The sequence below is a fragment of the Stenotrophomonas sp. 220_Sma genome (assembly GCF_056487375.1).
On the sequence record NZ_CM151348.1, the window covers coordinates 4160204 to 4181713 of the forward strand.

Annotated in this window: 21 protein-coding genes; 14 read left to right on the plus strand and 7 right to left on the minus strand. The window is 66.0% G+C overall.

From position 1 onward, the window contains the following. Window positions 1–159: 159 nt before the first annotated feature. Both ACZLIB_RS19410 and ACZLIB_RS19415 read left to right on the plus strand, forming a co-directional pair. Window positions 160–1511 (plus strand): IS3-like element ISStma2 family transposase gene (locus ACZLIB_RS19410; protein ID WP_132810585.1). Its coding sequence is split into 2 segments (ribosomal slippage): window positions 160–607 and window positions 607–1511, totalling 1353 coding nucleotides; the frame shifts between segments, so codons are not numbered across the junction. A gap of 719 nt (window positions 1512–2230) precedes the next feature. Then, window positions 2231–3205, plus strand: a complete 975-nt coding sequence (locus ACZLIB_RS19415) for an MBL fold metallo-hydrolase (protein ID WP_478464403.1) — start codon at window positions 2231–2233, stop codon at window positions 3203–3205. 65 nt (window positions 3206–3270) lie between these two features. Here the strand turns inward: ACZLIB_RS19415 and ACZLIB_RS19420 are convergent, their stop codons facing one another. Beyond that, window positions 3271–3702, minus strand: coding sequence for a hypothetical protein (locus tag ACZLIB_RS19420; RefSeq protein ID WP_478468470.1), 432 nt, complete (start codon window positions 3700–3702; stop codon window positions 3271–3273). A 41-nt stretch (window positions 3703–3743) separates the two neighbouring features. Beyond that, on the minus strand, window positions 3744–4346 hold the full coding sequence (gene yihA / locus ACZLIB_RS19425; protein WP_478468471.1) for a ribosome biogenesis GTP-binding protein YihA/YsxC: 603 nt from the start codon (window positions 4344–4346) through the stop codon (window positions 3744–3746). A gap of 156 nt (window positions 4347–4502) precedes the next feature. Between yihA and ACZLIB_RS19430 the strand changes: the two genes are divergently transcribed. The 4 genes from ACZLIB_RS19430 (at window position 4503) to ACZLIB_RS19445 (ending at window position 7788) form a co-directional block, all read left to right on the plus strand. After that, window positions 4503–5303, plus strand: coding sequence for a c-type cytochrome (locus ACZLIB_RS19430; protein WP_478468472.1), 801 nt, complete (start codon window positions 4503–4505; stop codon window positions 5301–5303). 106 nt (window positions 5304–5409) lie between these two features. Beyond that, on the plus strand, window positions 5410–6060 hold the full coding sequence (locus ACZLIB_RS19435) for a thiol:disulfide interchange protein DsbA/DsbL (protein WP_049400466.1): 651 nt from the start codon (window positions 5410–5412) through the stop codon (window positions 6058–6060). A gap of 106 nt (window positions 6061–6166) precedes the next feature. Beyond that, entirely contained in the window at window positions 6167–6997 is an 831-nt protein-coding gene (locus tag ACZLIB_RS19440; protein WP_478468473.1) for a thiol:disulfide interchange protein DsbA/DsbL, read from the plus strand. A 53-nt stretch (window positions 6998–7050) separates the two neighbouring features. Continuing rightward, window positions 7051–7788 carry an endonuclease/exonuclease/phosphatase family protein gene (locus ACZLIB_RS19445; protein ID WP_005419292.1) on the plus strand — a complete coding sequence of 246 codons (738 nt, stop codon included), beginning with the start codon at window positions 7051–7053 and terminating at the stop codon, window positions 7786–7788. Window positions 7789–7855: 67 nt separating this feature from the next. Here ACZLIB_RS19445 and ACZLIB_RS19450 read toward each other — a convergent pair whose 3' ends face one another. After that, window positions 7856–8725 (minus strand): EamA family transporter, encoded by an 870-nt coding sequence (locus tag ACZLIB_RS19450; RefSeq protein ID WP_478468475.1) that lies wholly within the window; start codon window positions 8723–8725, stop codon window positions 7856–7858. 72 nt (window positions 8726–8797) lie between these two features. Between ACZLIB_RS19450 and ACZLIB_RS19455 the strand changes: the two genes are divergently transcribed. The 4 genes from ACZLIB_RS19455 (at window position 8798) to ACZLIB_RS19470 (ending at window position 12832) form a co-directional block, all read left to right on the plus strand. Continuing rightward, on the plus strand, window positions 8798–9280 hold the full coding sequence (locus ACZLIB_RS19455; RefSeq protein ID WP_049400468.1) for an Lrp/AsnC family transcriptional regulator: 483 nt from the start codon (window positions 8798–8800) through the stop codon (window positions 9278–9280). A gap of 77 nt (window positions 9281–9357) precedes the next feature. After that, window positions 9358–9909, plus strand: a complete 552-nt coding sequence (locus ACZLIB_RS19460; protein WP_478468476.1) for a M23 family metallopeptidase — start codon at window positions 9358–9360, stop codon at window positions 9907–9909. Between the two features lie 172 nt (window positions 9910–10081). Beyond that, window positions 10082–12226 carry a ferric-rhodotorulic acid/ferric-coprogen receptor FhuE gene (gene fhuE, locus ACZLIB_RS19465; protein ID WP_121504386.1) on the plus strand — a complete coding sequence of 715 codons (2145 nt, stop codon included), beginning with the start codon at window positions 10082–10084 and terminating at the stop codon, window positions 12224–12226. 171 nt (window positions 12227–12397) lie between these two features. Beyond that, entirely contained in the window at window positions 12398–12832 is a 435-nt protein-coding gene (locus ACZLIB_RS19470) for a hypothetical protein (protein WP_478468477.1), read from the plus strand. Window positions 12833–12902: 70 nt separating this feature from the next. On the opposite strand, the gene ACZLIB_RS19475 is transcribed toward ACZLIB_RS19470, so the two are convergent. Next, complete coding sequence (locus tag ACZLIB_RS19475) at window positions 12903–15764, minus strand: TonB-dependent receptor (protein WP_032128961.1); 2862 nt, start codon at window positions 15762–15764, stop codon at window positions 12903–12905. Between the two features lie 102 nt (window positions 15765–15866). On the opposite strand from ACZLIB_RS19475, the gene ACZLIB_RS19480 reads away from it, so the two are divergent. After that, a complete protein-coding gene (locus ACZLIB_RS19480) occupies window positions 15867–16469 on the plus strand; it encodes a hypothetical protein (protein WP_478468478.1) in 603 nt (200 codons plus the stop codon). Window positions 16470–16478: 9 nt separating this feature from the next. On the opposite strand, the gene ACZLIB_RS19485 is transcribed toward ACZLIB_RS19480, so the two are convergent. Further along, window positions 16479–16886 carry an ExbD/TolR family protein gene (locus ACZLIB_RS19485; protein WP_071229521.1) on the minus strand — a complete coding sequence of 136 codons (408 nt, stop codon included), beginning with the start codon at window positions 16884–16886 and terminating at the stop codon, window positions 16479–16481. A gap of 151 nt (window positions 16887–17037) precedes the next feature. Between ACZLIB_RS19485 and ACZLIB_RS19490 the strand changes: the two genes are divergently transcribed. From ACZLIB_RS19490 to ACZLIB_RS19500, 3 genes are all read left to right on the plus strand, one after another. Beyond that, on the plus strand, window positions 17038–19023 hold the full coding sequence (locus ACZLIB_RS19490) for a transglycosylase SLT domain-containing protein (protein WP_478469948.1): 1986 nt from the start codon (window positions 17038–17040) through the stop codon (window positions 19021–19023). Between the two features lie 67 nt (window positions 19024–19090). Continuing rightward, window positions 19091–19327: a hypothetical protein gene (locus tag ACZLIB_RS19495; protein WP_008267778.1), complete on the plus strand. Its 237-nt coding sequence runs from the start codon at window positions 19091–19093 to the stop codon at window positions 19325–19327. A 113-nt stretch (window positions 19328–19440) separates the two neighbouring features. Then, window positions 19441–20661 carry a multifunctional CCA addition/repair protein gene (locus ACZLIB_RS19500; protein ID WP_478468479.1) on the plus strand — a complete coding sequence of 407 codons (1221 nt, stop codon included), beginning with the start codon at window positions 19441–19443 and terminating at the stop codon, window positions 20659–20661. Window positions 20662–20708: 47 nt separating this feature from the next. Here ACZLIB_RS19500 and ACZLIB_RS19505 read toward each other — a convergent pair whose 3' ends face one another. Both ACZLIB_RS19505 and ACZLIB_RS19510 read right to left on the minus strand, forming a co-directional pair. After that, window positions 20709–20906: a hypothetical protein gene (locus ACZLIB_RS19505; RefSeq protein WP_197612314.1), complete on the minus strand. Its 198-nt coding sequence runs from the start codon at window positions 20904–20906 to the stop codon at window positions 20709–20711. Window positions 20907–21008: 102 nt separating this feature from the next. Further along, complete coding sequence (locus ACZLIB_RS19510; RefSeq protein WP_478468480.1) at window positions 21009–21443, minus strand: SseB family protein; 435 nt, start codon at window positions 21441–21443, stop codon at window positions 21009–21011. Between the last annotated feature and the right edge of the window lie 67 nt (window positions 21444–21510).

The window sequence follows — 21510 nt, forward strand, 5'->3', positions numbered from 1 at the left end:
TGCGCCCTGCACCCGCAGAGGCAACAGCAACGTCCGAAGCAACAGCAACAGCGGCTATCCGAGGGATGGCGGGGCGGTGTGGGTGGGCAGGACACGCCGTAAACCCATCCATGAAGTGACCCCCGGGAGTTGGACACCAGATCCAACCCCGAGGGATACATGAACAAATACGACGCGCGTTTCAAACTGCAGGTCGCCAAAGAGGCCTGCAAGACCTCCACATCGGTCAAAGCCATTGCCCGTCGCCACGGCCTGGAGTTCTCCACGGTCAGGCGCTGGGTGGCGACCTATCGGCTGCATGGTAGGCGGGGATTTCATCGCCAGGCCCGGTCCTATGACCTCCCGTTCAAACTGGCTGTCCTGGAGAAGATGAGCCAGGACGGCTTGTCCGGGCGGGAGGCCACCACCTACTTTCAAATTGGCGATGCCGGCGCGGTGGGACGATGGCGGCGCCTGTATGCTCAAGGTGGTGCCCAAGCGTTGGCACCCCCTCCGCCGCCGCCCCGAAAGCCGATGAAAAAGACCCGTTCGTCCAAGCCGCCTGAAGATATGAGCCGCGATGAGCTGCTCAAGGAAGTCGCCTATCTGCGTGCGGAGACCGACTACCTAAAAAAACTCGATGCCTTGATCCGGGAAGAGCAGGCGGCGCAGGACGCAAAGCGCAAGCCGTCCAAGGATTGAGGCAGGTTCATACGCTGTCGCTTCTGCTTGAAGCAGCTGAGCTGTCACGCAGTACGTTCTATTACCAGAACCATGTCCTGGCCCATCCGGATCAGGATGAGGCAGCCCTGTGCGAGCGCATCCGTGCAATCTACGATCAAAGCCAAGGGCGCTATGGCTATCGCACGGTGACGCTGGAATTAGCCAATCAGGGTCATCGGACCAATCACAAGCGGGTTCAGCGCCTGATGGGGGAGATGGGACTGAAATCGCGGGTGCGTGTGAAGCGCTACCAGGCCTTCAAGGGGGCGGCCAATGTTGTGGTTGGCAATGACCTCAATCGCCAGTTCCATGCCGAGCGGCCCAACCAGAAGTGGGTGACTGACGTGACCGAGTTCAAGGTGCAGGGTATGAAGCTGTACCTGTCGCCGATCATGGACCTCTACAACGGCGAAATCGTGGCTTATCAGATCAAGCGTCGGCCCGTATTTGATCTGGTGGGTCAAATGCTGGAGGAGGCCATCAAGAAGCTTTCCCCGGATGAGCGCCCCATGATCCACTCCGACCAGGGCTGGCAGTACCAGCATGAAAACTACCGGCACATGCTGGAAAAGCACTCGTTGAAGCAAAGCATGTCCCGGCGCGGCAACTGCCTGGACAATGCGGCGATGGAGAGCTTCTTTGGAACGCTGAAGTCGGAGTTCTTCTACCTGAACAGCTTTGACAGCCTCGAGAGTCTGGAGGCTGGGCTGGTGGAATACATCCAGTACTACAACGAAGAACGCATCAAACTGAAACTGAAAGGTCTGAGCCCGATAAAGTACCGGGAGCAGGCCCAATCGGCCGCCTGACCCCGTCCAAGTCTCGGGGGTCACCTCACCATGGGGGCTCGATGGCGCCATCCATGGCGCCAACGGTCCTGCCCACCCACACCACCCCGCCTCTGACAGATTCCGTGTGCTGTTGGTAGGTGTCGACCTTGGTCGACACATCTGTCAGATATCGAATGATCCATCCACGCATGGCGTGGATCTACTGTGTCGACCAAGGTCGACACCCACCAGAGCAGTTTGCCGTTCCGACAGATCGCAGAAAACTGTCGAAGGCGGGGTGGGTCCGGTTGCGGGGGCGTGAGCCGCATGGGCCCGAGGCATGCCTCGGGCGGGTTGGGCAGGACGCCCAACCCCGGTCTTGCCGTGTGCGCAGGACTGCGCACACGAGCAAGCGGCGACCGAGCTTACATGGGTGAGGGCGCTTTGCTTGCGAAGCATTGCTTCGCAAGCGCCCGAACGCACAGCCGCCAGCGGCTGGGCCGGGCCCCGGAGGGGTACTTGCAGCGGCCCCCCGCAACCGGACCCACCCCGCCATCCCACGGATAGCCCGCTGTTGCTGTTGCTTCGGCTGTTGCTGTTGCTTCGGCCGTTGCCGTTGCCTCTGCGGGTGCAGGGCGCAGCCCTGCAGACAACACCCCTTCCCTGAGCATTCCGCGTAGTGGTTTGAGCGCCGCACACACGTCGGCCACGGCACGCTATGCGGCAACGGAACCACCCGTCGTCCACCGAGAACCATCATGTCCCTGCGTCCCCTGCCGCTGCACCACGCCCTGCTGTTGGCCCTGTCATCCCTGCCACTGGCCGCGCTGGCCGAAACCACGTCGCCTGCCCCCACCCAGCAGGTCCCCGGCGTCTACCACCAGCGCGTCGGTGCGCTGCAGGTCACCGCTCTGTTCGATGGCGTGGTCGCGCTGGGCCGGCAGGAAGTCGTGGGCGTGCCGCCGACGCTGGTCAGCCGCCTGCTGGAAGGCCGTTACGTGCCCGAAGACAAGAAGGGCCTGCAGACCGCGATCAATGCTTTCCTGGTGCGCCAGGGCAACCACCTGACCCTGGTCGATACCGGTACCGCGCAGTGCTTCGGCCCCGGCCTGGGCCAGGTGCTGGGCAACCTGCGCGCCTCCGGCGTGGACCCGGCCGAGGTGGATGAGGTGCTGCTGACCCACGCCCATCCGGACCATCTGTGCGGCGTGCTCGACGCGCAGGGCAAGCCGGCCTACCCGAATGCCACGGTGTGGCTGTCCAAGGCCGATGCCGACTACTGGCTCAACCCGGCCAGCGAGGCCACCGCGCCGAAGGGCGTGCGCTTTGCCTTCCCGCTGGCGCGCAACGCGGTAGCGCCCTATCAGGCCAGCGGCCACCTGCGCACCTTCAGTCCCGGCGATGCCCTGCCCGGTGGCGCGGTGGCGATGGACACCCATGGCCATACGCCTGGCCATGTCTCCTACCGGTTCGACAGCCAGGGCCAGTCACTGCTGGTGTGGGGCGATGTGCTGCACTTCCACGCGGTGCAGTTCGCGCACCCGGAGGCGGCCTTCGAGGCCGATTCGGACCGCAAAGCGGCCATCGCCAGCCGTCGCGGCCTGCTGCAGCAGGCCACCGCCAACGGTTGGTGGGTGGCCGGTGCGCACCTGCCGTTCCCCGGTCTGGGCCATGTACGTGGCGAGGGCAAGGCCTATGCGTGGGTGCCGGCGGAGTACTCGCCGTTGAAATGAGGTATTGCCGACCAGTGGCCGGCACTACCCGGAAGCAGACCGCTAGGGCCGGGTCATGCCCGGCCCTAGCGGCCGGGTGCCAGACGCGGCGCGTCTCGTAGTTCGTCCAGGTACGGCAGCAGTTCCTGCAACGCCAAGTACGAACCCGCTTGCCGCGCGTCCATACGGATCGCCTGCCACTGCGCGTGTTCGAAGATCCGGGAATCAGAACAGTTGAGCGAGGTCGCATCGAGCTCAGCGCAGGATGCGCGAAGCCTCAGCAGCGCCTGCTGGCCCAATGGCGGCACCTGATCGGCCAGACCGTCCATGACGACCACCAGAGGCATCAGGACCGATGACTGGACCTCACAGGCAAGACACTGCGGCAGCCTTGCGGCTTGGCCCAATGCGTCCTGCTGGAGGAAATCGAGGGCAGAGAGCAAGGTGCAGGCCGCTTCGACGCGAGCACCGTCACCCGCCCCGTGCCGTTGCCAGAGCGTTGCAGCAAATCCTTCCATCCGTACACCCCGACGAAAAGGCAGGCCGACCGCAGGCCGCCTTACTCCAGCCCCAGCCAGCCGCCGATCACGCCGCGGGCTTCGTCCACGCCGGTACGGTCTTCGCCGGAGAACACCTGCACGCTGACGCTGTCGCCGTATGCCGACTGCAGCTCCTTGCGCACCTTCTGCAGGGACTGCATCTGCTGGCTGCGGCTTAGCTTGTCGGCCTTGGTCAGCAACGCATGCGCCGGCAGGCCACGCTGCACGGCATAGGCCAGCATCTGCCGGTCGTAGTCCTTCAGCGGGTGGCGGATATCCATCACCACCACCAGGCCCTTGAGGGCTTCGCGGGTGCGGAAATACCTGTCGATGAAGGCCTGCCAGTGCGCCTGCAGGTCCAGCGGCACCTTGGCGTAACCGTAACCGGGCAGATCGACCAGATGGGCTTCCGGGGTGACCTGGAAGAACACCAGCTGCTGGGTGCGGCCGGGCGTCTTGGAGACACGGGCCAGGGCGTTCTGGCGGGTCAGCGCGTTGAGCGCACTGGACTTGCCGGCGTTGGAGCGGCCGGCGAAGGCCACTTCGGCCCCTTCGTCGGGCGGCAGCTGCCGCACGTTATGGGCCGAAAGGTGGTAACGGGCGCGTTCGATGAGCAATGACATGTGCCTAGGATCGCATGTTGCGGCGCCGCGCGCCCGTGCCGGCGGCCTTTGCGGGCATTTTGCTGCACTGCTGCGTTGACCGTGCGCGGAAACGGCGTTGATAATCCGGGCGATGCCGGCGGCCACCGCCCGGCCCGGTCCATACGGAGCTTTAGCATGCGCCACGCTCGCGTTCTTGCCGTATCCGCCCTTGCCACTGCCGTAGTTGTTGCCGCTGCTGCGTTCGCGCAGACCACGTTGACCCCGCTGCCCGACAACGGGCCGATCAACACCGCCTCGCTGGAGGTCGATTTCAGCAAGACCCACTGGGGCGATGCCAAGGCCGGCCAGACCAAGGCCTCGGCCTGCGCGGCCTGCCATGGCGCCGACGGCAATTCCACGGTGGAGATGTACCCGTCCATCGCCGGCCAGAGCGAACGCTACGTCGCCCAGCAGATGGCCCTGATCGCCAACGGGCAGCGCAGCTCCGGCGCGGCGGTGGCGATGGTGCCGTTCGTACAGAACCTCACCCCGCAGGACATGCGCGACATCGGCGCGTTCTTCGCCACGCAGAAGGCCACTGCCGGCATCGCCGATGACACGGCGGTCACCGACGGCCCCTACAAGGGCATGAAGTTCTACGAGATCGGCCAGCAGCTGTACCGTGGCGGCGATGCCAAGCGTGGCCTGCCGGCCTGCATGGCCTGCCACGGCCCCAGTGGCGCCGGTAATCCGGGCCCGGCCTATCCGCACATCGGCGGCCAGCACGCCAGCTATGTCGCGCGCCGCCTGCAGGAATACCAGGCCGGCCAGACCAACGAGACCGACAAGGCGCACTTCCAGATCATGGCTACGGTTGCGCAGAAGCTGAGCGAGCAGGAGGTGCAGGCGCTGTCGAGCTACCTGCAGGGCCTGCACAACAAGGCCGACGACGTGGCCGTTGCCACCGCGCCGGCACAACCGGCTGCCGCCCCCTGACCACCACTGGTCGGCCCGGGTCGCCACGCCGGCCCGCGGCTGCGGTATGTTTCCTTCACGCCGGCGACCGCGCCGGCGTTGCTTTTTTCAACGGAGATGCGTGTCGATGAGGTTGATTTCCCGCCTGCTGTTGTCTGTGCTGGTGCTGCTGCCGCTGGTAGCCTGCGCCGCCACCCCCGCCAATGCCCCGCTGGTCGAAGGCAAGGACTACGAGCGCATCGCCCAGCCGGGCCCGTTCCAGCCGCTGGCCGGCAAGATCGAGGTGGTCGAGGTCTTCGGCTACACCTGCCCGCACTGCGCCCGTTTCGAACCGCAGCTGGAAGCCTGGGCAGCCAAGCTGCCGGCCGATGTGCGCTTCACTCCTGTTCCGGCAGCCTTCGGCGGCGCCTGGGATGCCTGGGCACTGGCCTACTACGCCGCCGACGAAGTCGGCGTGGCCAAGCGCAGCCATGGCGCCGTGTTCAAGGCCCTGCACCAGGACGGCTCGCTGCCGATGCAGAACGTCTCGGCCGATGAGCTCGCCACCTTCTACAAAGCCTATGGCGTGACACCGGACCGTTACCTGCAGGCCCTGCGCGGCGATGCCGTACAGAAGAAGGTCGATGCCGCCCGCGCGTTCGCCCAGCGCACCAAGATCCCCGGGACCCCGGCGCTGATCATCAACGGCCAGTACCTGGTCCGTGGCGACAGCTTCGACGACCAGCTGCGCATCGCCTCGGCGCTGATCGCCCAGGCCCGCGCCGCCCGCGGCCGCTGAACCAACACCCACCACCGACACGGCGCTGTCGCCGCCGCGTGTCATCATTTCCCCCTGGCCGGCGCATGACGCCGGCCCCACCTTTCCAGATGCTGGAGACGTTTCCATGAAGATCCGTTACGCCCTCGCCCTCGCAGCGCTGCTGCCGATCCTGGCGGCCTGCAAGGCCGACGACGGCAGCACCAACACCACCGCGGCCCCGGCCGAACCGGCTGCAGCTCCGGCGACCACCGAACCGGCCGCTCCGGCAGCGGGTACCGAAGGCGCCGCCCCGGCCGCTGCCGAAGGCGAGAAGGCCGCGGCTGAATCCGCCCCGGCCGCTGCACCGGCCCCGACCACCACCGCACTGACCGGCCCGGCCCCGGTGGAAGGCGCCGACTACCAGGTGATCCCGAACGGCCAGCCGTTCCAGCCGGCCGCCGGCAAGATCGAAGTGACCGAGATCTTCGGCTATGTCTGCCCGGCCTGCGCCGCGTTCCAGCCGCTGGTCGGCCCGTGGAAGGCCGGCCTGCCGAGCGACGTGAACTTCGTCTACGTGCCGGCCATGTTCGGCGGTACCTGGGACAACTACGCCCGTGCCTTCTACGCCGCGCAGACCCTGGGCGTGCAGGAGAAGACCCACGAAGCCCTGTACGCTGCCATCCATTCGCAGAAGACCCTGCAGGGCGAGCGCGGCACCGATTCGGTTGACGACATCGCCAAGTTCTACGGTGCCTACGGCGTGGATCCCAAGCAGTTCGCCGCCACCATGGGCAGCTTCGCGGTGAATGCCAAGACCAACTCGGCCAAGCAGTTCGCCCAGCGCAGCCAGATCAGCGGCACCCCGTCGATCATCGTCAACGGCAAGTACCTGGTGAAGGGCAAGAGCTTCCCGGACATGCTGCGCATTGCCGACCACCTGATCGCCCGCGAACGCGGTGCGGCCCAGGCTCACTGATCCAAGAGAAGCGTTTCCCGGCCGTGAATTCCCCCCGTACACGGACCCTGCGCTTGCTGACGGCCAACATCCAGGCCGGCTCAAGTACCCGCCGCTACAGCGACTATGTGACCCGCAGCTGGTCACATGCGCTGCCGGCGGGCCGCAAGCGCAGCAGCCTGGACGCGATCGCCACCCTGGCGCGCGAACATGACATCGTCGGCCTGCAGGAGGCCGACCCGGGCAGCCTGCGCTCGGGCTTCACCAACCAGACCCACTACCTGGCCCAGCGTGCCGGCTTCAACTACTGGAGCCACCAGCCGAACCGGCGCATGGGCGGGGTCGCCTCCAGCGCCAACGGCCTGCTGAGCAAGCTGGAACCGGTGGAAGTGCAGGATCACGCCCTGCCCGGCCGCATCGGCGGGCGCGGCGTGCTGCTGGCCAAGTTCGGCGACGGCGCCGATGGCCTGGCGGTAGCGGTAGCCCATCTGTCGCTGGGCGCGGGTTCGCGGATGTCGCAGCTGGGCTTCATTGCCGAGCTGCTGTCCGACCATCCCAACGCCGTCCTGATGGGCGACTTCAACTGCCTGGCCGAACGCCCGGAAATGCAGGTGCTGTACCAGAAGACCCGGCTGCAGCCCCCCGGCTGCATCGTGCCGACCTTCCCCAGCTGGCGCCCCGATCGCGCCATCGACCACATCCTGGTCAGCAGCGGCCTGCAGACCCGTACCGTGGAAGCCGTACCGGCCGCGTTCTCCGATCACCTCGCCCTGGCGATGCAGATCGACGTCCCGGCCGACGCCCTGCGCTGAAAAAAGGGGACGGAGGGGATTAAGTCGTTTGTGGCACAAACGACTTAATCCCCTCCGTCCCCTTTTTTCATGCGGTGACCGGCACCTTCAGCCGCCGCGCGGTCATCGTGCTGCCCACCGAGGCCAGCACCGTGCAGCCGATCGCCAGCCACTGCAGCCCATGCAGGTGCTCGTGCAGCAGCAGCATCGCCCACAGCGCGGCCACTGCCGGCTCCATGCTGATCAGGATGCCGAAGGTCTCCTTGGGCAGGCGCTTGAGCGCCATCATCTCCAGCGACATCGGAATCGCGCTGGACACCAGCGCCACCAGCAGGCCGGCCGCCAGGATCTTCGGATCGAGCAGTGCGGCGCCGGCATGCACCACGCCCACCGGCACCACCACCAGCGACGCCGCCAGCAGCCCCAGCGACACCGAATGCCCGGCGTGCAGATGGCCGGCACGCTTGCCGAACACGATGTACAGGCCCCAGCACGCCGCCGCACCCACGGCATACAGCACGCCGGCCGGGTCCAGCGCCGGGCCGCCACCGATCGGCAACAGCAACAGCAGCCCCATCGCCGCGCAGCCTACCCACAGGAAGTCGATCGGTCGTCGTGATGACAGCATCGCCACCGTCAGCGGCCCGGTGAACTCGATGGCCACCGCGATGCCGAAGGGAATCGTGCGCAGGGCCATGTAGAACAGCAGGTTCATCAGGCCCAGGGTGAGCCCGTAGCGCAGGATGGTGATCGCATCCACGCGGCTGGTCTTCCAGCGCCATGGCCGCCAGAACAGCAGCAGCAACAGCGCCGAAAAGCCCACGCGCAGCGCGCTGGTGCCCTGGGCACCGATCAGCGGGAACAGGTGTTTTGCGTAGGAGGTGCCGATGGCCAGCGAGGTGACCGAGCCGAGCACCGCCAGCGCCGGCAACATCGGCGCGAGTCGTGAGGTCTGCATGCGCAAAGTCTATTGCGCCGGCGCCGAGCACTTGGCTCAATTGACGGCCCGTTCGTGCAACTTCTGCTCGCCATGGCCACCGCCCCCGTGCTCGACAGTTTCGACCGCGCCATCCTCGACCTGCTGCAGCGGGACAACACCCTGCCGCAGCGCGAAATCGCCGAGGCCGTGCACCTGTCCACCCCGGCCGTGCAGCGCCGCATCAAGCGCCTGCAGGACAGCGGCGTGATCGCGGCCAATGTAGCGGTGGTCGCCGCCGCCAAGGTCGGGCGGCCGCTGACCATCATCGTCGAGGTGCGCGTGGTCAGCGAGCAGCGCGAGCGGGTGGCGCCGTTCAAGCGCCGCGTACAGGACGACCCGGCCGTGCAGCAGTGCTACTCGATCACCGGCGATGGCGATTTCCTGCTGTTGCTTTCGGCGGCGTCGATGGAGGAGTACGAGGCGATCACCGAGCGCTTGTTCGGTGGCGATGACAACATCGAGCGCTTCCGTACCTCGGTGGCACTGGGCACCTTGAAGCGGAGTTTCGAGGTCCCGCTGGCACCGGTTCTGTAGCGTCGAGCCATGCTCGACTGCGCTTTTACCGCAGAGCAACAGCCGTCGAGCATGGCTCGACGCTACAGTCGGAGACCATGAGCACTCCGTCCTCTCCTGCCGGTCGCCTGCGCCGCTGGCTGCTGCGCGGTCTGTGGCTGGCCATTGCCGTCGTTGCCGCGATGGCGCTGTGGAACAGTCCCTGGGCCGCCGCACCAAAGATGCTGTGGACACTCGCGCAGATGCCGCCGGCCACCGAACTCCCGGTGCCGGTGGAGGGTGTGCGCCCCCGCCAGATCGCCGATACCTTCGGCGCGCCGCGCGGCCGCGACCGCTCCCACGCCGGCATCGATATCTTCGCCCAGCGCGGCACGCCGGTGCGCAGCGTCACTGCCGGCGTCATCGCGGATGCCAGCGAACGCGGCCTCGGTGGTCGCCAGGCCTGGGTGATCGGGCCCGGGCGGGAACGCTACTACTACGCGCATCTGGAAGGCTGGGCCGAGGGCCTGGCGCGCGGCCAGGTGGTCCAGGCCGGTGACCTGCTCGGCCACGTGGGCGACAGCGGCAATGCCAAGGGCACGCCGCCGCATCTGCACTGGGGCATCTACGGCACGAACGGCCCCCGCAACCCGTTGCCGTTGCTGCGCTGATCGCCACGGCGCACCCGCGCACCGAACCGTTCATGATTTGTAAATAGGAATAGTTCGTATTACCATTTCTTTCGTTTCCGGTGGTGCCAGGACGGCCTGCCCGCCCTTCCCCTACCCGTAGCGCCTCGCCTCCTGGATGCCGGCCGAACGCGCGTGCTCGTCCAGGACCCCCATGACCCGTCCCGCCTTCCGTACCCTGCAGCCGCAGCGGCTGTCCGTTGCCGTGCTTGCCGTTCTCTGCGCCGTGGCCCCGGCCGCCTTCGCCGACACCGCCGCCGATCCGACCACGCTGGACAAGGTGGTGGTCAAGGGCGAACGTGCCGAAGGCTATTCGGTGCGCCGCACCTCGGCCGGTACCCGCTTCGATCTGGCACCGCGCGAGATCCCGCAGTCGGTCAGCATCATCAGCCACCAGCGCATCGAAGATCAGAAGCTGGACGACATCATCGACGTGCTGGCCAACACCACCGGCGTGACCAGCACCCAGTCCGACAGCGAGCGCACCGAGTTCTACGCGCGTGGCTTCTACATCGATGCCTACCAGTTCGATGGCCTGCCGACGCAGATGGTGCAGAACTGGAGCTACGGCGATTCCGGCCTCGATCTTGCGCTGTACGACCGCGTGGAAGTGGTACGCGGCGCTACCGGCCTGCTCAGCGGTGCCGGCAATCCGTCCGCCTCGGTGAACCTCATCCGCAAACACGCCGACAGCGCAGAACTGACCGGCAGCGTCTCGGTGAACGTCGGCAGTTGGGGCCGCACGCGCACCACCGTGGACGTGGGCACCGCGCTGAACGCCAGTGGCACGGTGCGCGGCCGGGTGATCGGCAGCTACCTGGACACCGATGGTCAGATGGACCGCTACAACCAGCGCAAGACGCTGGGTTATGCCGTCATCGACGCCGACCTGACCCCGGACACGCAGCTCAGCGTGGGCTACGACTACCAGCAGAAGCGCGCCAACGGCGCGACCTGGGGCGGCTTCCCGATGTGGTACGCCGATGGCAGCCCGACCAACTATCCGACCTCGTTCAATCCGTCGCCGGACTGGACCTACTGGGACACCACCAGCAAGCGTGCGTTCGCCACCCTGCAGCATGCCTTCAGCAACGGCTGGAAGTTCAAGATCGGCGCCACCCACGACCGCACCAAGGCCGACGACAAGCTGTTCTATCCGGCCTACACCGCGTTCAACAAGACCACGGGCGCCGGCATCACGCCGATGGCCGGCTTCTACAACACCGAGCGCAAGGTTGATGGCATCGATGGCTACATCGATGGGCCGTTCCAGCTGTTCGGCCGCGAGCACCAGTTCATGGCCGGCCTGAGCTACAACAAGCGTGAGTTCGCCAACTATGGTGATTTCCAGCCTGACTTCAACGATCCGAATGCACAGTACCTGCCGCTGGCCAGCTACTTCGGCTGGACCGGTGATTTCCCGCAGCCGAACTGGCGACCGCTGAAGCTTGCCAGCCAGGGCACCATCACCCAGAAGGCCGGCTATGCCGCCGCACGCCTGTCGCTGGCCGATCCACTGAAGCTGATCATCGGTGCGCGCTACACCGACTGGAAGAGCGAAGACGAAGGCAACGACCGCTCGCACAAAGTGACCACGCCGTATGCCGGCCTGGTCTACGACATCAACGATACCTACTCCGCCTACGCCAGCTATACCGAGATCTTCCAGCCGCAGACGCTGCGCAACAAGCAGGGCAGCTACCTCGATCCGGTCGATGGCAAGAGCTACGAAGTCGGCGTCAAGGGCGCGTGGTTCGACAACCGGCTGAATGCATCCGTGGCAGTGTTCCGCATCGAGCAGGACAACGTTGGCCAGGAAACCATGGACAAGGTCGACGGGCAAATGAACGAGACCGCCTACATCGCTGCACGTGGCACCGTCAGCCGCGGCTTCGAGTTCGAAGTGAACGGCGAACTGGCACCGGGCTGGAACGCGACCTTCGGTGCTTCACGTTACGTGGCCAAGGACATCAACGGCGCCGACATCAACACCAACCTGCCGCAGACCGCGCTGAAGCTGTTCACCAGCTACACCCCGCAATCGCTGCAGGAACTGACCGTCGGCGGCGGTGCCAACTGGCAGAACCGCATCTACTACGCTGCGCCGGTAGTGGGCCGCTTCGAACAGGAAGGCTACGCGCTGGTCAGTGCCTTCGTGCGCTACCGCATCTCGCCGGAGTTCAGCGTGCAGGCCAACCTCAACAACCTGCTGGACAAGAAGTACTACTCGCAGATCACCGGCTACGGTGCCTACGGCGACGGCCGCAATGGCTCGCTGACGTTCACCTGGGCGTTCTGATCCAACCGGCCTTGTAGCGTCGAGCCATGCTCGACTCGATCACACGGGGTCGTCGAGCACGGCTCGACACCACAACGGGGGCGCCCAGCGCCCCCGTTGCCGCGCTGCCCTTGCAGGTGTAGCGTCGCGCAGACGGATACCTCGCGCCTTCCCCCTCCAGGACGACCGGCCATGCGCACCCGCACGAAACTCGGTCTATCGCTCGTGGCCCTGTTCTCTTCGCTGCCGCTGATGGTCGCTACAGGCAATGGCTACTTCATCCTGCTTCTGCTGATCGGCCTGCCCGCAGCGATCCTGTTCTGGTTCGATCTGGGCCGTGAACTGCGCGCCATCCCCACTCCCACCCGCTCCGAGCGCGCGCTGGGATTGGCAATGGGCATTCCACAGGTGCTGTTCGGACTGTTGTGCGCGGGGATCGGCCTGATCCTGGTGGCCTGGATCCTGTACAACCTGCTGGTCCAAACGCTGCCACAGTTCCGCATTCCCTCACTGCCCGCCTTCGCGGTCGGGCCGATGATGATCGTGGCCGGACTGGGATGGGCACGCACCGCGTTCCGCCGTGCCAGCCTTGAACAGGATGGCCCGGAACAGGACATTCCGGATTGACCGCCTTCATGGAGTCGAGCATGGCTCGACGCTGCAACGGCGCCGGGCTGAGCCCGGCGCCGTCCCTTCATCAGAAACGCAGGTCCGCGCGCAGGTACCAGTAGCGGCCACGCGGGATGTCATAGGTCGAAGCGTCGTAACCGTTCAACGAGCACGACAGGCAGATCGGCGGATCCTTGTCGAACACGTTGTTCAGGCCAGCGGTCAGCTGCAGCCCCTTCATCCAGTCGATCTTGTAGCCCACCTGCATGTCATGGAAGGTGGTGGCCGACAGCGTATTGGTGCCTGCGGCCTGGTTGCTGCAGACCGGGAATACAGAGGCGTCACCGCAGTTCTCGGTCAATTCGGAGATATGCCGAACGGTCCAGTTGGCACTCCAGCGGTCCAGCGTCCAGCCGATGCTGGCATTGCTGGTCCATTCCGGAATCGAGCTGTCGGCCACTTCCACGCCCGGCTTCTGCGGCTGCTTCTGGCCCGCCGCACCGGTGGCCTCGTAGCGGCCGACGAACGTGTTCTTCCAGCCCAGCTTGAACTGGCCGATCGAGCTCTGCGGCAACGTCCAGAACAGATCCACGTCCCAGCCATCGGTCTTGATCGAGCCGAGATTGGTCAGGCGGTTGTTGAAGCTGCTCACTGCACCGGTATTGGCGCGGGTGATGCCATCGCAGTAGATCGGATCCAGCGTTTCCACGCACAGGTCCAGCTGGGTCTGCGCGTTGATTGCTTGGATCGCGCCATCGATGGCATGGCGATAGAAGGTCACCTCCACGTCGAAGCGCTCGGACCACGAGGTGTTGTTGCCAAACCACGGGCTCCACACGAAACCGGCACTGAAACTGCGCGAGCGCTCCGGATCCAGCTCGCGGTTGCCGCCGGTGGTCACCGAGATCTGCGAGTTGGCCTGCTGGAAGCCGGCCGGCACGCCCAGCGCGGCACAGTTGGCGGCGCTGCCGCGCGGCGGCGTACCGCCCAGGCCCACCGAGCATGGATCGAACAACTGCAGGTCGGCACGCGCGGCCGAACCGTACAACTCACCGATCGACGGTGCACGGAAGCCCTCGGCATAGGTCGTGCGCAGCACGAAATCGTCGGTCACCTGCCAACGCAGGCCGTACTTGGGCGTGAATTCGCCACCGAAGGTGGAGTAGTCCGAATAGCGGCCGGCCAGGCTCAGGTCCAGCTTCTTGCCGAATGAAGAGTCGGCGAAGATCGGCACGCTCAACTCCAGATAGGCCTCGTTGACGTCATACGAGCCGGACGTCGGCTGCGAAGGCACGCCGTTGTAGTGGCCCGCCACCGTCAGCGGATCGGGCTGGTACGAACCCTCGTACTTGCGATACTCGAAGCCGGTAGCGAACGACACCGGGCCGGCCGGCAGCGTGAACAGGTCGCTGGACAGGTTGGCGGTGAACAGGCTCAGTTCGTTCTGGCTGCGGTCACGCACCACCGGCTGGATCCACTTCAGCATGTCCGGCGTGATCGAACCGGCACCGCCGAAGATGTTCAGCGGCACGCAGCCCGGCGTCGCCGCACAGACGGACGGATCGCCCAGCGCCATGTTGACGTTGTAGATGTTGTAGCTGCCGTAGTTGGTCTGTTCGGCCTTGTTCTTGCTGTACATGCCGTTGACGTCCCAGTACCAGCTGCGGTCAGCCGCCTGGAAGTTGCCGACGAAGCCGGTGGCGAAATACGTGGTGTCCACTTCCTGCTTGAACACGCGCGCGCCGCCTTCTACTGGACGGCGACCGATCAGGCTCAGGTTGTCACCCGAGACCAGGTCGAAGCCGAACGGGTTGTACGGGTTGAGTGCAGACACGGTGATGTTGTCGGCCAGCGGATTGCCGGTGGCGCCATCGGGACCGAAGAACAGCGGCTCCGGGCCGGCCTGGTTGGTCGACTCACGGCGGTTGCCCAGTGCCTTGACGTACCACTGCACGTTGTCGGTGATGTCGAAGCGGAACTGACCGAACAGGCCCTTACGCTCCGACGGTGTCAGCACCATGTTGTATTCGGCGAAGTTGAAGCGATCAGCACTGGTGAAGCAGTGATAGTCATCGGTGCGCGCGCAGCCGGCACTGCCGTCGTAGCGCGGGTTGCTCACGCCGGTATTGGGCACGATGTTCTGCACCGCACCGGTGTTCGGGTCGGTGAACATGAAACGGCCCTGCGGAATGCCACCGCTGCCGAAGGCCAGGCCGGTGCCGGGAATCGGGAAGCGCGACTGCTCGCGGTCCTTGGCGAACACCGGATCCTGCTTGGTCCAGCTGGCGCCGAGGAACAGGCTGAAGCGGTCGCCGCTCTTGCCCCAGGCCAGATCCACGCCCTTCTGCGTGCCATCGCCCTTGCTGTACTCGCCGTAGTTCAGGGTCACCTGGCCGCCATCGAAATCACGACGGGTGATGATGTTGACCACGCCGGCAATGGCATCGGAGCCATACAGCGACGACGCGCCATCTTCCAGCACTTCGATGCGCTCGACGATGGCCAGCGGAATGGTGTTGAGGTCGGTGGCCGAGCCCACACCGGAGGCGGACGACTCATTGACCCAGCGGATGCCGTCAACCAGCACCAGCACGCGCTTGGCGCCCAGATGGCGCAGGTCCACCTGCGCCGAGCCAGCACCTACACCACTGCCATCGGGCGGGAAGCCGAAGTTGCCGGACGAATTGAACTTGGCATTGAGCGCGGAACCGGAACCGGTGAGCTGCTGCAGCACTTCGCCGATCGAGGTCAGGCCGGTGCGTTCGATATCACCGCGGGTCAGCGTCTGGATCGGCACCTGGCCTTCGACTTCAGCGCGCTTGATGCGGGTACCGGTGACTTCCACCGCATCGAGGTTGGTGGTGGATTGTGCAGCGGCACCCAACGGTGCCAGGGTCATCACGCACAGCGCGACGGCAACCGCCAAAGGGCGGTGGTGCAGGTGATTCATTCGCTCTCTCTCCAAAGGAATGTCGGGACATGGGCTGCCGCACTCCCTCCCTGCATGGCGGCGCCGTCTCCTTTGTAAACAAGTGGTAAAAATCGCGGCGTGATGATCGACACTCTTTCACGCGGAATTGACGCAATTGCAGGCCGATTGCGTCAGATGGCTGCAGGTTATGACCGGACGATATTGTTCACGACAGGCAGCCTTGATGCCGGCTGCGACAGCGCGCGCCGGGGGCTGCCACATTCATGGAGAAGGTCTTTGCCGGACCGTTTCAGGAATGGTTTGAAATTCCCTCTTTCAGAAGGCGCCGCTAGTCGATCCAGCGCAGACTCGCACCTCCAGCCATTCGCGGGAGGGTCGATCATGAAAGCGGTGAGTGCGGTGCTGGGTGTCACGACGGTGATGACGCTGCTTTTTTCCCTGGCGGGCGAATCGAGAGCAGGCGGCGTGATCGAGTGCAACAACTGCCCCTCCCCCAGCGATGCGGCCTTGGCCTCGGGAGAGGGATTGACGGTTGTGGTGGATTTCGAGAGAGCCGAGTTGACTGCTTTCGACGTTGAACGTGCCCCTGGGACCGGAAGGTGGCGAGCACATCCAACCCCGGTTCCAGCGCAGATTGAAATGGCCTTTCTGCGGATCCTGGATGCGACGCTGTCAGCAGGGGAAGCGCCGCTCATGCAGCAATCACCGCATGAGCGGCAGTGAGACATCGCACTACCGCACGAACGCAATGCGCTCCATGCCGGTCGCCTCGGCTGCGGCCAGAATCCTCGCCATGCCTTCGTATTCGGCCGCCGGATCGGTGGCGATACGCAGCTCCGGCAGGTTGCCGGCATGTTCGCCCGCCTGTGCCTGCAGGCGCGCCTGCAGCTCACTGATCACCATCGGCTGACCATTCCAGCTGAGCTGGTTGGCAGCGTCCAGGCGCAGCTCGATCGGCGGTGGCGGTTCGGGACGGTCGACCACGCGATCGGTGGCCTGTGGCAACTGCACGGCTATCGGCCGGGCCACGATCGGCGCGGTCACGATGAAGATGATCAACAGCACCAGCATCACATCCACCAGTGGCGTGACATTGATGTCCGCCAGCGGGCCGCTTCTTCCTGCGCTACTGAACGCCATGTGCCGCTCCCTGCAGCCGGGCCGTTCGCCCAAGCTCGACACTACGTCGCCCGCAGGCTCGCGAGGCAGTGCCTGCAGCACGAGCATTCAGCTGCCGTTGCCGACCCATCGCGTGCACGCAATGCGAAACTGAATTCAGCCATTGCCCGCTATGCTGCCCGCCATGACCCGACGCTCTTCGACCGCCCTGTCCCTGCTGCCCTTGGCCACCACGCTGCTGATCGGCTGCGCCAATGCCCAGTCCCTCGACGCCCAGAACGCGCAGCTGAAGGCCGCGATCGCTGCCGCCGAACGCGGCCAGTTCGATCCCGGCCAAGCCGCCGCACTCAGCCGCCATCCTGCATACGGCTGGCTGGAGTACGCCAACCTGCGCCGCAACATCGACACCGTCGATACCGCGCAGGCGCAGGCCTTCCTCAAGCGCTACGACGGCCAGGCCGTGGCTACCACCTTCCGCAGCGTGTGGCTGCCCTCGGTCGCACGCCGCCAGGACTGGCCGACCCTGCTCGCCAACTGGGCGCCCACCGACAACGCCGGCCTGCGCTGTGCGCAGCTGACCGCGCGCCAGGTGACCGGTAAGGTCGATCCGCAGTGGATCAGCGAAGCGCAGGATCTGTGGCGCAAGAACGGCAAGTCGCTGCCGGACGGCTGTGATGCCGTTTTCGCCGTGCTGCAGGCGCAGGGTGGTCTGAGCGACGCGCTGCGCTGGGAACGCATCGATGCCGCCGCCGACGCCCAGCAACCCGCTGTGATGCGCAGCGCCGCACGGGGCCTGCCTGCCACCGACCTGGCGCTGGCCAACAATTACGCGGCCTTTGTCGACAAGCCCAATGCCAGCGCATTGAACTGGCCGCGCACCGAGCGCAGCCGGCGCATCGCCACTGATGGCCTGGCCAAGCTGGCCAAGGCCGATCCCGGCGCCACCGAACAGCAGCTGCCGCAGTACGCGCAGGCACTGGGCCTGAGTGCCGACCAGCAGGGCCAGGTGCTGTACCAGATCGCACTGTGGACGGTGGCGTCCTACCTGCCCGATTCGGCGCGCCGTCTCAATGCGGTGCCGGAATCGGCGTACGACGAACGCCTGCACGAATGGCGCGTGCGCGAAGCGATGTCGCGCGGCGACTGGCCGGCAGCGCTTACCGCGATCCGCAAGATGGGCAGCAAGCAGCGCAGCGACCCGCGCTGGCGCTACTTCGAAGGCCGCATGCTGGAGAAGACCGGCCAGGCCCAACAGGCGCAGCCGCTGTTCCGCGAGGCCGCGCGCGCACCGACCTTCCATGGTTTCCTCGCCGCCGACAAACTGCAGCAGGGCTACACGCTGTGCCCGTGGAAGCCGAACGACAGCGCGCAGGCACAGGCGGTGATCGCGCGCGACCCAGCCATCCAGCGCGCGATGGCGCTGTACCAGATCGACCGCGCCGGCTGGGCCGTGGCCGAATGGAACAGTGCGCTGTCGCGCTTCGATGACACCCAGCGCCGCCTCGCCGTTCGCGTGGCGCAGGACAATGGCTGGTTCGACCGCGCCGTGTTCGCACTCGGCAAGCAGCCGCAGGAACAGCGCCTGTATGACCTGCGCTTCCCGCTGCACCACGACGCCACCATCCGCCGCGAATCGGCACGCAACGCGATCGATCCGGCCTGGGTGGCGGCAGAGATCCGCGCCGAGAGCACCTTCACCGCGCGCGCGCGCTCGCCTGCCAACGCCATGGGCCTGATGCAGGTGCTGCCGGCCACCGGTGCCGGCGTGGCCAAGTCGATCGGCCTGACCGGCTATGGCGGCGCCGACAGCCTGTACGACCCGGACACCAACATCGCCATCGGTACCGCCTATCTGCGCCAGCTGATGAACAAGTACGACGGCCTGCCGTACGTGACCATCGCCGCCTACAACGCCGGCCCGACCCCGACCGCGCGTTGGCAGGGCCAGCGCCCGGGTTATGACCCGGACCTGTGGATCGAGACCATCAGCTACAAGGAAACCCGCGAGTACGTCGCCCGCGTGCTGGCCTTCAGCGTGATCTACGACTGGCGCCTCAATGGCGATGCATTGCCGCTGAGCGACCGCCTGATGGGCCGCCTGGTGGACAAGCGCAAGAGCTTCAGCTGCGCCGCCAACACGGACCAGGGCGGCGATTGATCGCACTGCGGTCGTGCCGGCCGCTGGCCGGCACGACCCGATCTCCATTCCCTGGGGAGGGAACGCAATGAGCCTGCTGGCCTGGATCGGGATGTTCGCCGCCTGGAGCCTGTTCGCCACCTGGGTACTGCGCTGGGGTGGCGCGGCCTGGATGGAAGGCTGGAAGTCGCTGGCCTTCGTCGACAGCTGGGGCAGCCTGTGGGACGAAGCGCAGATCAAGCTGTACTTCCTCTGCCTGTGGATCGTCTACGGCCTGTGGTTCCTGGCCGGCCTGTTCGTGCCGGAGTGGCGCGGCCTGCCGTGATTCCTCTTCATCGGTAGTGCCGGCCGCTGGCCGGCAACCGCCATTGTCCAAGGGTTGCCGGCCAGCGGCCGGCACTACCGATGCTCATGCACCTACCGTGCGATCATCCCCCCATGAAGATCTATCTTGTCGGCGGCGCCGTACGCGACCGCCTGCTGCAGCGCCCTGCCGGCGACCGTGACTGGGTGGTGGTCGGTGCCACGCCCGCGCAGATGGAAGCGCAGGGCTACACCGCCGTCGGCCGTGATTTCCCGGTGTTCCTGCACCCGAAGACCGGCGAGGAATACGCGCTGGCGCGCACCGAGCGCAAATCCGGCCGTGGCTATCGCGGCTTCGTGGTCGATGCCGATCCGGCGGTGACGCTGGAAGAGGACCTGCAGCGCCGCGACTTCACCATCAACGCGATCGCCTGCGATGAGGAAACCGGCACGCTGGTCGATCCTTACGGTGGCGTTCGCGATCTTGAGCAGCGCGTGCTGCGCCACGTCGGCCCGGCGTTCGTGGAAGATCCACTGCGCGTGCTGCGCGCGGCGCGCTTCATGGCGCGCTTCGCGCCACTGGGCTTCACCGTCGCCGAAGAGACCATGGCGCTGATGCGCGAGGTCGCCGCCAGTGGCGAGCTGGACGCGCTGGTGCCGGAACGCGTCTGGCAGGAACTGCGCAAGGCGCTGGTCAGTGAACGGCCCTCCGCCTTCCTGCGCACGCTGCACGCTGCGCATGCGTTGGGCCCGATCCTGCCCGAGCTGGAAGCGCTGTATGGCGTGCCGCAGCGTGCCGAATTCCATCCGGAAGTCGACACCGGCATCCACCAGGAAATGGTCAGCGACATGGCCGCGAAACTGGCACCGGGTGATGACCTGGTCGGCTTCGCTGCCCTCACTCACGACCTCGGCAAGGGCCTGACCCCGCCGGAGGAATGGCCACGCCACATCATGCACGAGCAGCGCGGCATCAAACCGCTGAAGGCATTGTGCGCGCGGTTGAAGATTCCCACCGAGCACCAGCAACTGGCCGAAGCAGTCTGCCGCGAGCACTTGAACGTGCACCGCATCGACGAACTGCGCGATGCCACTGTGCTGGAACTGCTGGGCCGCTGCGATGCACTACGCCGGCCGGAACGCGTGGCCCGCATCGCACTGTGCTGCGAGGCCGACAAGCGCGGCCGGCTCGGTTTCGAGGATGCCGACTACCCACAGGGCGAAACGCTCAAGCGCCTGCACCAGGCGGCGCTGTCAGTGCAGGCGCGGGATCTGGATACCACGCATCTGAAGGGCCCCGCCATCGGCGAAGCACTGGCCAAGGCGCGGGTGAAAGCCATCGCCGCCGCCCGCTGAAGCACCTGGTAGTGCCGGCCGCTGGCCGGCACCTTCACGTCGCCCGTCTATCGACGGCGCTTGCGCGAGAAGTGGTCGACAGCATGAGCACCCAACAAGACGGGTTGCATCAAGAGGAACAGCCATCCACCCAACCGGAGCGTCTCCACCGGATTGAACCGGGTGATGAACGCAGCTGCCAGTGCCAAACCCGCAAGAAGGCCGATCTCATAGACCCACAGCGATCGGCTAGAACGCTTGCCCACGATGCTCCTCTCCATTGAACAGGGCGCACTTGCAAGCCATCGCCGCCGTCCGGCACCACGGGGAGTGCCGGCCGCTGGCCGGCAACCAGACAGTCCCTGGATTCAGTGCGTCATGCCGCGGGTGATCGCCGCCGCACGCTGCTTCAGCTGGGCCACGGCATCGGGAATCATCTCCATGCCCACGTCCAGGCCCGGGTTCAGCACCAGGCCGACGCCGTCGCCGATACCGGCCAACAGCGCGTGCACCGCAATCGGCATGGCATGCGCAAACTGCGGCAGCTGCTCGTGCCACAGGCCGGCGCGCTCGTGGGCGGTGAACACCGCGAACATCGGCTCACCGCTCTCGCTGGTCAGCACCAGCGGCGAGATGCTCTCGTCCCAGGCGCCGTCTTCGCCAATGGCCTTGTCCAGCAGCACGAACGCCGTCGAGGTCAGCAGGCCGTCGAGGAACTGCGCTGCGGTCAGCGTGCCGTCCTGGGCCTGCAGCAGGCGCACCTCGAGGTCGTTGAGGGGTTCGAACGGGGTGTCGTGGTCCATGGTCGGTTCCGGTACGTGATTGCAGGCTGCAACTTTAGCAGGCCGGGGGTGAGGCACGGCAGCGCAT